Origin of the sequence: Streptococcus oralis (genome assembly GCF_003943415.1) — a bacterium.
Taxonomy (GTDB): domain Bacteria; phylum Bacillota; class Bacilli; order Lactobacillales; family Streptococcaceae; genus Streptococcus; species Streptococcus oralis_BJ.
Genome location: NZ_RJPK01000001.1, coordinates 116,171 through 129,268 on the forward strand (window position 1 = coordinate 116,171; position 13,098 = coordinate 129,268).

The window sequence follows — 13,098 nt, forward strand, 5'->3', positions numbered from 1 at the left end:
TACCTCAGAACCAGCGACCAACTGCTGAACTTGCGTGAAATTCTCGCTTTTAAGGTCTTGATTTTTACTCAAAATTACAAATAAAGCGAGATTGTTATCAAAGTTGAGGGGTGTCAAATCATGCTTTTTTTGATATAATTTTTAATGATGAATGCGAGAAATGATCGGTATGTGGTCGTTGATTTAGAGGCGACCAGCACCGGAAGCAAGGCAAAAATTATTCAAGTAGGTATTGTGGTGATTGAGAATGGTGAAATCATCGATCAGTATGCGACTGATGTCAATCCCCACGAACCCTTGGATTCTCATATCAAAGAATTAACGGGTCTGACCGATCGGCGTTTGGCTGCGGCACCAGAGTTTTCTCAGGTGGCCGGAAAAATTTTTGAATTGGTTAAGGACGGTATTTTTGTTGCGCACAATGTACAGTTTGATGCCAATCTCCTTGCGGAATTTCTCTTTTTTGAAGGATATGAATTGCGCACACCGCGGGTGGATACAGTTGAGCTTGCCCAAGTTTTGTATCCTCAGTTTGAAAAGTATAACCTAGGTATCCTTTGTCAAGAGTTGGGCATTGAACTAGAACAAGCCCACACTGCCCTGTCTGATGCTCAGGCAACAGCAGAACTCTTGCTTTACATGCGTCAAAAACTTTTTGAGTTACCAAAAGGGCTCTTAGAAAGCTTGTTAAACCTTGCAGACAACCTTCTCTATGAAAGTTATCTGGTGATTGAGGAGGTTTACCAGCAACAATTTCTCCTGGCTTCTCCAGAATTGATAGAACTCCATGGGCTTTTCCTCAAAAAGGAAAGCAAAGCCTTAGTCCCACGAAAGTTATCCAAAGACTTTGCTAAAAACATTTCTTTATTGGGATTGGAGGAACGTCCGCAACAGTTGGAATTTGCGGAGAAGGTTGAGCACTTATTGGAAGAACACCAGACTTCTTTTATCCAAGCTCAAACGGGATTGGGTAAGACTTACGGTTATCTCCTCCCAGCTTTGAACTCGGAGAGTCAAGCAGGGATTCTAGTGAGTGTTCCGACCAAAATTCTTCAAAATCAAATCATGCAAGAAGAAGGTCAGCGCTTAAAAGAGGTCTTCCACCTGGAGATTCATAGTCTCAAGGGTCCTCAAAATTATTTAAAACTGGATGCCTTTCACCGAGTTCTCCATCGACCGGAGTCCAATCGCCTTTTCACACGCTTTAAAATGCAACTGCTCATCTGGCTAACAGAGACAGAGACTGGTGATTTGGACGAAATCGGTCAGCTTTATCGCTACCAGCACTTTCTGCCTGAACTAGTCCACGATGGCAAGCTTTCAAAGAAAAGTTTATTTGCTACAGAGGATTTTTGGAAACGAGGGCAGGACAAGGCCAAGACCAGTCGTGTTCTTCTGACCAATCATGCCTATCTGGTCACTCGTTTGGAAGACAATCCAGAGTTTGTCGACAACCGTTTGATGATCTTGGATGAGGCTCAAAAAATGCTGTTAGCTCTTGAAAATCTAGCCCAGCAGGCTTATCGCCTTGAGGATCTTGTAACTCAAATTGATAAGTCCTTGGAGACAGAGGAAAATTTGGTTCAGAAACGCTTGCTTGAGAGTATTGCTTTTGAATGTCGTTACTCGATGGAGCACTATCAGTCAGGTCTGAAGAATGGAAAGTGGTTGAATTCTCTCGAACAGTTGCGCCAACATTTTTCGGAGCTAGCTCTCCCAGAGTATAGAGAGATTGCAAACTTTTTTACGTCGGACCGTGAATTTTGGCTTGCTCCAGCAGAGAAATCGAGTAAGGATGTCCTGATTTGTTCAAGCAAAAATGGCCGCTTTATACTAGCAGACTTATTGCCAAAAGATTGTAGGCTCCTAGGAGTATCTGCCACTCTTGAAATCAGCACTCGGGTTTCCTTAGCAGATTTACTGGGATTTCCAAATGCTCCACTTGTTAGGCTTGATGTAGCAAAGCAGGAGCAACAAGAAGTCTTTCTAATCGAGGACTTTCCTCTCGTTACAGAAGTTTCGCCTTTTGACTATGCTAGTGAAGTGGCTTCTGTCATTCGACGTTTACAAGCCTTTCAAGAACCCTTATTGGTTTTGTTTACCTCAAAAGAGATGTTACTGGCAGTTTCGGACCTGCTAGACCAACCACATCTAGCTCAGTATAAAAATGGGGAACCAAGCCAACTGAAAAAACGTTTTGAAAAAGGTGAACGCCAGATCTTACTTGGAACAGGTAGTTTCTGGGAAGGGGTTGATTTTTCAACCCATCCTTTCGTGATTCAAGTTATTCCGAGATTGCCTTTCCAAAATCCCCAAGAACCCTTAACCAAAAAATTAAACCAAGAACTGCGTCAAGAAGGGAAAAATCCTTTCTATGATTATCAGTTACCGATGGCGATCATTCGGCTAAAACAAGCCCTTGGTCGTACTGTTAGACGGCCCAACCAAGGTTCGGTTTCTGTAATCTTAGACAGTCGTGTTGTCAGCAAGCGTTACGGCAAACAAATCGCCCAGACCTTGTCAAAAGAAAGAATGGTTAGGGTTCTTGCTAGAGAACAGCTAGAGTCTGCAGTAGCTGATTTTCTCCAATCCCGTCGCAATAGAATGAAAGAAAAATCCAAGAAAGAGAAAAGGTAAAAAATATGAAACGTTCCTTCGACTCTCGAGTCGACTATAGTCTTCTTCTACCAGTATTTTGTCTACTGGTGATTGGAGTAGTGGCTATTTATATAGCAGTTAGCCATGACTATCCCAATAATGTACTTCCAATTCTAGGTCAGCAAATCGCCTGGATTGCTTTAGGGCTTGTCATTGGCTTTGTCGTCATGTTCTTCAATACTGAGTTTTTATGGAAGGTGACTCCTTATCTCTATGGTCTAGGGCTAGCTTTGATGGTCCTACCTCTTGTTTTCTACAATCCAAATCTTGTAGCGTCAACAGGTGCTAAAAACTGGGTGTCTATCGGGGGAACCACGCTCTTTCAACCATCTGAGTTCATGAAGATTTCCTACATCTTGATATTGGCTCGAGTCATTGTACAATTCACTCAAAAACACAAGGAATGGCGACGGACTATTCCCTTGGATTTCCTATTGATTGGTTGGATGATTGCCTTTACCATCCCAGTCTTGATCCTTCTAGCCCTACAAAGTGACTTGGGGACTGCCTTGGTCTTCGTAGCTATTTTTGCAGGCATGGTCCTCCTTTCAGGTGTTTCGTGGAAGATTATCATTCCTGTTTTTGCGACAGGAGTGACTGCAGTTGTAGGCTTCATGGCCATCTTTATAAGTAAGGATGGACGTGCCTTCTTGCATCAGATTGGGATGCCGACTTACCAGATTAACCGTATTTTGGCTTGGCTCAATCCCTTTGACTTCGCGCAAACAACGACTTATCAACAGGCGCAGGGGCAAATTGCGATTGGAAGTGGTGGCTTGTTTGGACAAGGTTTCAATGTGTCCAATCTCCTCATTCCAGTACGTGAAAGTGATATGATTTTCACAGTGATTGCTGAAGATTTTGGCTTCATTGGTTCAGTCTTTGTCATTGCTTTGTACTTGCTTCTTATCTATCGTATGTTGAAGATTACGCTCAGATCAAATAACCAGTTCTATACTTATATTTCAACTGGCTTTATCATGATGTTGCTCTTCCATATCTTTGAAAATATCGGTGCCGTAACAGGCTTACTTCCTTTGACAGGGATTCCCTTGCCATTCATTTCGCAAGGTGGATCCGCAATTATTAGTAACCTCATCGGTGTCGGTCTCCTCTTGTCTATGAGTTACCAGACCAATCTAGCTGAAGAAAAGAGTGGAAAAGTTCCATTCAAACGAAAGAAAGTCGTTCTAAAACAAATCAAATAAGGAGGCCACTATGGCAAAAGTTGCAGTTATCTTAGCTCAGGGTTTTGAAGAAATCGAAGCCTTGACAGTAGTAGATGTTTTGCGTCGAGCAAACATTTCCTGTGATATGGTGGGATTTGAAGAGCAGGTGACAGGTTCACATGGCATTCAGGTAAAAGCTGATCGTGTCTTTGATGGCGATTTGTCCGACTATGACTTGGTAGTTCTTCCAGGTGGCATGCCAGGCTCAGCTCACCTACGGGATAATCCAGCCCTCATTTCTGAGATTAAAGCCTTTGACCAAGCTGGAAAGAAAATTGCAGCTATCTGTGCAGCTCCAATCGCCCTCCATCAAGCAGGTGTCCTGAAAGACAAGCGCTTCACCTGTTATGACGGTGTTCAGGAGAACATCAGTGATGGAATTTACCGAAAGGAAACAGTAGTTGTGGATGGTAATCTAACAACTAGCCGAGGACCGTCAACTGCCCTTGCCTTCGCCTATGAATTAGTGGAGCAACTGGGAGGAGATGCAGAAAGTTTACGAGTCGGCATGCTCTATCGGGATGTCTTTGAAAATCAACAGTAAAACGAGAGTTAAACTCTCGTTTTTGCTTGGAAAAATCTAGGAAATCATCGCTTTTTTCATAAAAAAATGGTATAATGAAGGGTATGAAATATCATGACTATATATGGGATTTAGGTGGTACCCTATTGGATAATTATGAGACTTCTACAGCAGCCTTTGTAGAAACCTTAGCCCAATATGGTATTGAGCAAGAACACGACCGTGTTTACGAAGCTTTGAAGGTTTCGACAGCTTTTGCCATCGAGAAGTTTGCCCCAGACATCGAGGATTTTTTAGAGAACTACAAAGAAAATGAAGCACGTGAGCTAGAGCACCCAGTTTTGTTTGAGGGAGTTCCAGAATTACTCAAAGACATTTCGGACAAGGGTGGCCGCCATTTCTTGGTTTCTCATCGAAATGACCAGGTGCTAGAACTTCTTGCTAAGACCCAGATAGCCAACTACTTCACTGAGGTGGTGACTGCCAGTTCTGGATTTAAACGGAAACCAGATCCTGAGTCCATGATTTATTTACGTGATAAATATCATATTACATCCGGTTTGGTCATTGGTGACAGAAATATTGATATAGAAGCAGGTGAAGCTGCTGGCTTAGATGCCTATCTTTTTAAAAACGTTGCGACATTGAGACAAGCAATAGACATGTAAGAAAAGGGAAAAAATGACAGAAGAAATCAAAAATCAACAGGCACAGGATTATGATGCCAGTCAAATTCAAGTTTTGGAGGGGCTGGAAGCCGTTCGTATGCGTCCAGGTATGTATATTGGATCGACTTCAAAAGAAGGTCTTCACCACCTAGTCTGGGAAATTGTTGATAACTCAATTGACGAAGCCTTAGCTGGATTTGCAAGTCACATCCAAGTCTTTATTGAGCCAGATAATTCCATCACCGTTGTGGACGACGGCCGCGGAATTCCTGTTGACATTCAGGAAAAGACAGGACGTCCCGCTGTTGAGACCGTCTTTACAGTCCTTCATGCTGGAGGAAAATTCGGCGGTGGCGGATATAAGGTTTCAGGTGGTCTCCACGGAGTAGGTTCTTCCGTAGTAAATGCCCTCTCAACGCAACTAGATGTTCATGTTCACAAAAACGGTAAGATTCATTACCAAGAATACCGTCGTGGTCATGTTGTTGCTGACCTTGAGGTGGTTGGAGATACGGATAAAACTGGAACAACAGTTCACTTCACACCAGATCCAGAGATTTTTACAGAAACAACGACCTTTGATTTTGACAAATTGAATAAACGTATTCAAGAACTAGCCTTTTTGAACCGAGGTCTTCGAATCTCCATCACAGATAAGCGTGAAGGTCTCGAACAAACCAAGCATTATCACTATGAAGGTGGAATTGCTAGCTACGTTGAATATATCAACGAGAATAAAGATGTGATCTTTGAAAAACCAATCTATACAGATGGTGAAATGGAAGACATTACTGTTGAAGTAGCCATGCAGTACACAACCGGTTACCACGAAAATGTCATGAGTTTCGCCAATAATATTCACACCCATGAAGGTGGAACGCATGAGCAAGGTTTTCGTACAGCACTGACGCGTGTTATCAATGATTATGCCCGCAAAAATAAATTGCTAAAAGACAATGAAGATAACCTAACAGGGGAAGATGTCCGTGAAGGTTTGACTGCAGTTATCTCTGTCAAACATCCAAATCCACAGTTTGAAGGACAAACCAAGACCAAGCTGGGCAATAGTGAAGTGGTTAAGATCACCAATCGCCTCTTCAGCGATGCCTTCTCTGATTTTCTCATGGAGAATCCGCAGATTGCCAAGCGCATCGTGGAAAAAGGGATTTTGGCTGCCAAGGCTCGTGTGGCTGCCAAGCGTGCGCGTGAAGTCACTCGTAAGAAATCCGGCTTGGAAATTTCCAATCTGCCAGGAAAACTAGCGGATTGTTCTTCAAATAACCCTGCGGAAACAGAACTCTTCATCGTCGAAGGAGACTCAGCTGGTGGCTCAGCCAAATCTGGTCGTAACCGTGAATTTCAGGCAATTCTTCCAATTCGCGGTAAGATTTTGAACGTTGAAAAAGCTAGCATGGATAAAATTCTGGCCAACGAAGAAATTCGAAGTCTTTTCACGGCTATGGGAACAGGATTTGGTGCAGAATTCGATGTCACTAAGGCTCGTTACCAAAAACTTGTTTTGATGACCGATGCCGATGTTGATGGTGCTCATATTCGAACCCTCCTTTTGACCCTGATTTACCGCTACATGAAACCAATTCTAGAAGCTGGATATGTCTACATTGCTCAACCACCAATCTACGGGGTTAAAGTTGGAAGCGAAATAAAAGAATACATCCAGCCTGGTGCAGATCAAGAAATTAAACTCCAAGAAGCCTTAGCACGTCACAGTGAAGGGCGTTCAAAACCAACCATCCAACGTTATAAAGGTTTGGGAGAAATGGATGACCACCAATTGTGGGAAACAACCATGGATCCAGAACATCGCTTGATGGCGCGTGTTTCGGTAGATGATGCTGCCGAAGCAGATAAGATCTTTGATATGTTGATGGGGGACCGAGTTGAACCTCGCCGTGAATTTATCGAAGAAAATGCCGTTTACAGTACCCTTGACGTCTAAAAAATGTGGGAAATAGTTCCCATGACCTAAAAAATATGATATAATCAATACGATTGTTTCTAGTATAAAAGGAGTTTGATATGTCTAATGGACAACTAATTTATCTAATGGTTGCGATTGCAGTCATTTTGATTCTAGCTTATGTAGCGGCAATCTTCCTACGTAAGCGTAATGTAAGTAGATTGACGGCCCTTGAGGAAAGAAAAGAAGAACTCTACAACCTTCCTGTAAATGATGAGGTTGAAGCGGTTAAAAACATGCATTTGATTGGTCAAAGTCAGGTGACCTTCCGTGAATGGAACCAAAAATGGGTTGATTTATCCCTTAACTCATTTGCTGATATTGAAAATAACCTGTTTGAGGCTGAAGGGTATAATAATTCTTTTCGCTTTTTCAAAGCGACTCACCAAATCGATCAAATCGAAAGTCAAATTGATTTAATTGAAGAAGACATTGCGGCGATTCGTAATGCGCTTTCAGAGCTTGAAAAACAAGAGTCTAAGAATAGCGGACGTGTTCTGCATGCTTTGGACTTATTTGAAAATCTGCAACATACCGTAGCAGAAAATTCAGAACAGTATGGTAAAGCCCTTCCTGAAATTGAGAAACAATTAGAAAATATCCAGTCAGAGTTCTCTCAATTTGTAACCTTGAACTCTTCAGGTGACCCAGTTGAAGCTGCAGCAATTCTTGATTCAACTGAAAATCATATTCTCGCTTTGACACATATCGTTGATCGTGTTCCATCTCTCGTGAAGACTTTGTCAACAGAACTTCCAGAACAATTGGAAGATTTGGAGGAAGGCTACCGTAAACTCTTGGATGCTAATTATCACTTCACTGAAACGGACATCGAGTCACGCTTCCAACTTTTACATGAATCCTTGAAAAATAATCAAGAAAACATCCGCCAGTTGGAATTGGATAATGCAGAGTATGAAAATACACAAATCCAAGAAGAGATTAATGCGCTCTACGATATCTTCACGCGTGAAATAGCTGCCCAAAAAGTCGTTGAAAGTCTCCTTTCAACACTTCCAACCTACCTCAATCACTTGAAAGAAAATAATCAGGTTTTGGTTCAAGACCTTGAACGCTTGAATAAAACCTATCTTCTCCCAGAAAGTGATGGGAACCATGTCCGCCGTCTTCAAGCTGAATTGTCAGGGCTTGATACAGCGATCACAGAGGCAACTGAAGATCAGACAGAACCTACTCAAGCTTACTCTATTTTAGAGGAGCAGTTTAATTCACTTCAAAGTAATCTAAAAGACATTGAAGACGAACAAGTTTCTGTTAGTGAACGCCTAGCCCAAATCGAAAAAGACGACATCAATGCTCGTCAGAAAGCCAATGTCTATGTGAATCGCTTACATACTATCAAACGTTACATGGAGAAGAGAAACTTGCCGGGTATTCCTCAAAGTTTCTTGAAACTTTTCTTCACTGCAAGCCATAACACAGAAGATCTGATGGCAGAGTTAGAACAAGCACAAGTTAATATTGAATCAGTTAAACGAATTCTTGAAATTGCGACCCATGACATGGAGGCTCTTGAAACAGAAACCTACAATATTGTTCAATACGCGACCTTGACGGAGCAACTCTTACAGTATTCAAATCGTTACCGTTCATTTGATGAGCGTATCCAGCAAGCTTTCAATGAAGCACTTGAAATTTTTGAAAAAGAATTTGACTACAAGGCATCATTTGAGAAGATTTCTCAGGCCTTGGAAGTTGCAGAACCAGGAGTCACAAATCGCTTTGTTTCTTCTTATGAAAAAACACGTGAAGCGATTCGCTTCTAATACCTGAAAAGCCTAGATCATCTAGGCTTTTTATTATTTCTTTCAAAAATAGAAGAATATCGATTTATCATTGAAATTACAGTTCTGATTTGATATGATGGAGGTATGAAGAAAAATAGAGAGAAGCGTGTTTCCCACGATAAAAAGAAAAATGTATTACTGGTTTTAGTAGGTATTTTAAGTCTTGCTATGATCTGCCTAGGTAGCATGATTGGTTACAAGATTTTGCAGAAACAGTCCTATGAACAAAAAATTGAAACCTTAAAAAATGAAAAAGATCAACAGTTCAACGCAGGTAGTCATAAAGACCATTTCCGAAAAGGTCAAGCCGAAGTGATTGTCTACTACCCTCTTCAAGGAGAGGAAGTCATTGCATCTGTTAGAGAAAAGATCAACCAGGATATCAAAGAAAAGCTAGAAGATAAAGAGGATTTGGTTTTTTATTATACGGAGCAGTTGGATCCCGTCCTAAAGGGAGTTGTGGCTCGTAATATTAGTAAGCAAGTTTACGATTTGTCTGCAGCAAAGGTTGAAGAAAAAGAAAAAACGTCTTTAGGAAAAGTTTTCTTGACTGAAGATGGGAAAACTTTTGATCTGAGTAAACTTTTCAAGGATGCTAGCAAGGCTAAGGAACTCCTGCTGAGTCAAATCAAGTCAACACTAGAAGATAAGAAACTTGACCAGACAAAAATGGATCAGGTTCTAAAAAACTTCACAGACCAAGATTTGTCGTCATGGAGCTTTGATTATAAAGATAGTCAACTCATCCTTTATCCTGCTGACCAAGTGGAGACTCTGGAGGAAATTGCTTTACCAATATCCAGTTTCTTTGATGTTATTGAGTCATCCTATCTGCTTGAGAAAGATGCTGAACTTTACCAGGCTTACTTTGCTCAGAAAAATAAAAAAGTTGTAGCCTTGACCTTTGATGATGGTCCAAATCCATCTACAACTACCCAGGCTTTGGATACATTAGCTAAGTACAATGTAAAGGCGACCTTCTTTGTACTTGGTAAAAACATTGCTGGCAATGAAGATCTTCTGAAACGAATGAAATCGGAAGGACATGTTGTGGGAAATCATAGCTGGGATCATCCCGTTCTTTCTAAATTGTCTCTGGAAGATGCTAAAAAACAAATCACGGATACGGAAGATGCCTTGACCAAGGTTTTAGGTTCGAGTTCTAAACTTATGCGCCCCCCTTACGGAGCGATTACAGATGATATTCGTAATAGTCTGGATTTGAGTTTTATCATGTGGAATGTAGATAGTTTGGACTGGAAGAGCAAGAATGAATCTGCTATTTTAACAGAGATTCAGCATCAGGTTCGTAATGGATCGATTGTTCTTATGCATGATATTCACGGCGCTACAGTTAATGCTCTTCCAAAGATTATAGAATATCTGAAAGAGCAAGGTTATACATTTGTGACTATTCCGGAATTGCTCAATTCACGTCTAAAAGCTCACGAAATGTATTATGACCGTGATCAATAATTGGTAAAATCTAAAGGAGCAAGTATTCTGATAATCAGGACTTTGTTTCTTTAGATTTTCTTCACATAGAAAGGAAAAAACGATGAAATCTTATACCCTTAATAATGGAGTTTCAATCCCAGTTTTAGGCTTTGGGACATGGAAAGCTGAAAATGGAGAGGTAGCCTACCAAGCCGTTTTAGAAGCTTTAAAGGCTGGATATCGTCATATCGATACTGCGGCTATCTATCAAAATGAGGAGAGCGTTGGCCGTGCTATACGAGATAGCGGTATTTCACGTCAAGAAATCTTTGTAACGACCAAACTTTGGAATACCAATCACAGCTATGATGAAGCTCGCCAAGCCTTTGAGGAATCAATGGAAAAACTGGGATTGGACTACCTAGATTTGTACCTTATCCATTGGCCAAATCCAAAACCACTAAGGGAAAATAACGAATGGAAAACTCGCAATGCTGAAGTTTGGAGAGCGATGGAGGATCTTTACAAAGAAGGCAAAATCTGTGCTATCGGCGTTAGTAATTTCCTCCCCCATCATTTGGATGCCTTGCTTGAGACAGCAAGAATCATTCCAGCGGTTAATCAGGTGCGCTTAGCGCCAGGGGTTTATCAAGAGGAAGTAGTTGCCTACTGTAAAGAGAAAGGAATTCTCTTAGAGGCCTGGGGACCTTTTGGGCAAGGAGAGTTGTTTGATAAGAAAGAGGTCCAAGAAATTGCTGCTAAGCATGGAAAATCAGTTGCCCAAATCGCCTTGGCTTGGAGCTTGGCAGAAGAGTTTTTACCGTTACCTAAGTCAGTAACAGCCTCTCGCATCCAGAGCAATCTTGACTGTTTTGGGATTGAACTCAGCAAAGAAGAGCGAGAGGTCCTAAAGACGATTTCAGTGACTTCTGGCGCACCTCGTGTGGATGAGATGGATTTTTAGAAAGTAAGAAAAAGAATTGTAAATTTTCTCTCTTTCTGATATAATAATCAACAAGAAAGAAAGTCTTATGGCGTTCTTCAAGCGAGCTTGGGATAGTGGGAGCCAAGTAGGACAAGGTAAGAAACTGGCGCTTTCTGTCGTATTTTAAAAAACAATGAAGTAATAAATTAGGGTGGAACCGCGTTTCTGACGCCCCTAGTCGCAAGGCTTGGGTGTTGAAATTCGGTTCTTTTTGAATTTCGTCTAATACCTAAGTAGAAAGGAGCATAATGCTTAAAGGATCTTGTTTATGTAAAGTAGTCACCTACACTTTAGATGAGGAATTGTCGGAATTAGTTTTTTGTCATTGCTCATTCTGTCGGAAAGCAACTGCGTCTGCCTATACAGTTAATGCCAAAGTTAGCAGTAAAAATCTGGTATTGTATGGAGAAGAGAATTTGGTTACTTATAGTTCATCTCCAGGGAAACAACGCTATTACTGTCAGAACTGTCATAGTCAAATTTTCACTGCTCAAGAAAATATACCAGAAGTCTGTGCTTTGAAATTGGGTACAGTAGATGAATGCGATCAGAATTTACAAACTGTTCCCAAACGTCATATTTTTCAGGACCCAGCTTTTTCTTGGTTGCTTGATGAATAAAGCTAAAAAGATAATATAAATTAAAGGAGTATTCAATGTCTAAGAAATTAACATTTCACTGCGTCAGTGGCAGAGACCTCCTTACAGTCGGGCTGCCCCACGCTCAGCACTAGAGTGCCTGAGCTAGACGCAGTACTAACTCGTCTTGCCTCGTATGATCGACGAGGCAGACTCGTGTCGCAAGTAATTTATAAAAAAAGGAGTAAATAATGTCTAAAAAATTGACTTTCCAGGAAATCATCCTTACTTTGCAACAATTTTGGAATGACCAAGGTTGTATGCTTATGCAGGCTTATGACAATGAAAAAGGTGCGGGAACCATGAGTCCGTACACTTTCCTTCGTGCTATCGGACCTGAGCCATGGAATGCGGCTTATGTAGAGCCATCACGTCGTCCTGCTGACGGTCGTTACGGGGAAAATCCTAACCGTCTTTACCAACACCACCAATTCCAAGTAGTTATGAAGCCTTCTCCATCAAACATCCAGGAACTTTACCTTGAGTCTTTGGAAAAATTGGGTATCAATCCTTTGGAACACGATATTCGTTTCGTTGAGGATAACTGGGAAAATCCATCGACTGGATCTGCAGGTCTCGGTTGGGAAGTTTGGCTTGATGGTATGGAAATCACTCAGTTCACTTATTTCCAACAAGTTGGTGGATTGGCAACTGGTCCTGTGACTGCGGAAGTTACCTATGGTTTAGAACGTTTGGCTTCTTACATTCAAGAAGTTGATTCTGTCTATGATATCGAGTGGGCTGATGGTGTAAAATACGGAGAAATCTTTATCCAGCCTGAGTTCGAGCACTCAAAATATTCGTTTGAAATTTCTGATCAAGAAATGTTGCTTGAAAACTTTGATAAGTTTGAAAAAGAGGCTGGTCGTGCCTTGGAAGAAGGCTTGGTTCACCCTGCCTATGACTATGTTCTCAAATGTTCACATACCTTTAACTTGCTTGACGCGCGTGGGGCTGTATCTGTAACGGAGCGAGCAGGTTATATCGCCCGTATCCGTAATCTGGCCCGTGTCGTAGCCAAAACCTTTGTCGCAGAACGCAAACGCCTAGGCTACCCACTTTTAGATGAAGCAACACGAGCTAAACTCTTAGCAGAAGACGCAGAGTAAAGAGAGTGACAGTTTACGAAAATGGGCGAACAGAGTGAGCCCTGAGCCAGTTGCCGTAGTGA

At 41.5% G+C, this 13,098-nt stretch carries 10 protein-coding genes; all 10 read left to right on the forward strand.

Annotated elements, in window-relative coordinates:
* Positions 1–147 precede the first annotated feature (147 nt).
* The 10 genes from D8801_RS00530 to glyQ all read left to right on the forward strand — a co-directional run bounded on the left by D8801_RS00530 (position 148) and on the right by glyQ (position 13,036).
* Complete coding sequence (locus tag D8801_RS00530; protein ID WP_398575007.1) at positions 148–2,637, forward strand: bifunctional DnaQ family exonuclease/ATP-dependent helicase; 2,490 nt, start codon at positions 148–150, stop codon at positions 2,635–2,637.
* A 5-nt stretch (positions 2,638–2,642) separates the two neighbouring features.
* On the forward strand, positions 2,643–3,866 hold the full coding sequence (locus tag D8801_RS00535) for an FtsW/RodA/SpoVE family cell cycle protein (protein WP_125847099.1): 1,224 nt from the start codon (positions 2,643–2,645) through the stop codon (positions 3,864–3,866).
* A 10-nt stretch (positions 3,867–3,876) separates the two neighbouring features.
* On the forward strand, positions 3,877–4,431 hold the full coding sequence (locus D8801_RS00540) for a DJ-1 family glyoxalase III (protein ID WP_125847101.1): 555 nt from the start codon (positions 3,877–3,879) through the stop codon (positions 4,429–4,431).
* 83 nt (positions 4,432–4,514) lie between these two features.
* Positions 4,515–5,078 (forward strand): HAD-IA family hydrolase, encoded by a 564-nt coding sequence (locus D8801_RS00545; protein ID WP_033585975.1) that lies wholly within the window; start codon positions 4,515–4,517, stop codon positions 5,076–5,078.
* A 13-nt stretch (positions 5,079–5,091) separates the two neighbouring features.
* Positions 5,092–7,038 carry a DNA topoisomerase (ATP-hydrolyzing) subunit B gene (gyrB, locus tag D8801_RS00550; RefSeq protein WP_125398841.1) on the forward strand — a complete coding sequence of 649 codons (1,947 nt, stop codon included), beginning with the start codon at positions 5,092–5,094 and terminating at the stop codon, positions 7,036–7,038.
* Between the two features lie 80 nt (positions 7,039–7,118).
* Positions 7,119–8,846, forward strand: a complete 1,728-nt coding sequence (gene ezrA / locus D8801_RS00555; protein ID WP_125847104.1) for a septation ring formation regulator EzrA — start codon at positions 7,119–7,121, stop codon at positions 8,844–8,846.
* 105 nt (positions 8,847–8,951) lie between these two features.
* Positions 8,952–10,343 carry a peptidoglycan-N-acetylglucosamine deacetylase PgdA gene (gene pgdA / locus D8801_RS00560; protein WP_125847106.1) on the forward strand — a complete coding sequence of 464 codons (1,392 nt, stop codon included), beginning with the start codon at positions 8,952–8,954 and terminating at the stop codon, positions 10,341–10,343.
* An 82-nt stretch (positions 10,344–10,425) separates the two neighbouring features.
* Positions 10,426–11,268 carry an aldo/keto reductase gene (locus D8801_RS00565; RefSeq protein ID WP_125847108.1) on the forward strand — a complete coding sequence of 281 codons (843 nt, stop codon included), beginning with the start codon at positions 10,426–10,428 and terminating at the stop codon, positions 11,266–11,268.
* 269 nt (positions 11,269–11,537) lie between these two features.
* Positions 11,538–11,909 carry a GFA family protein gene (locus D8801_RS00570; RefSeq protein WP_125847110.1) on the forward strand — a complete coding sequence of 124 codons (372 nt, stop codon included), beginning with the start codon at positions 11,538–11,540 and terminating at the stop codon, positions 11,907–11,909.
* Positions 11,910–12,118: 209 nt separating this feature from the next.
* On the forward strand, positions 12,119–13,036 hold the full coding sequence (glyQ, locus tag D8801_RS00575) for a glycine--tRNA ligase subunit alpha (RefSeq protein WP_125847112.1): 918 nt from the start codon (positions 12,119–12,121) through the stop codon (positions 13,034–13,036).
* The last annotated feature ends 62 nt before the right edge of the window (positions 13,037–13,098 follow it).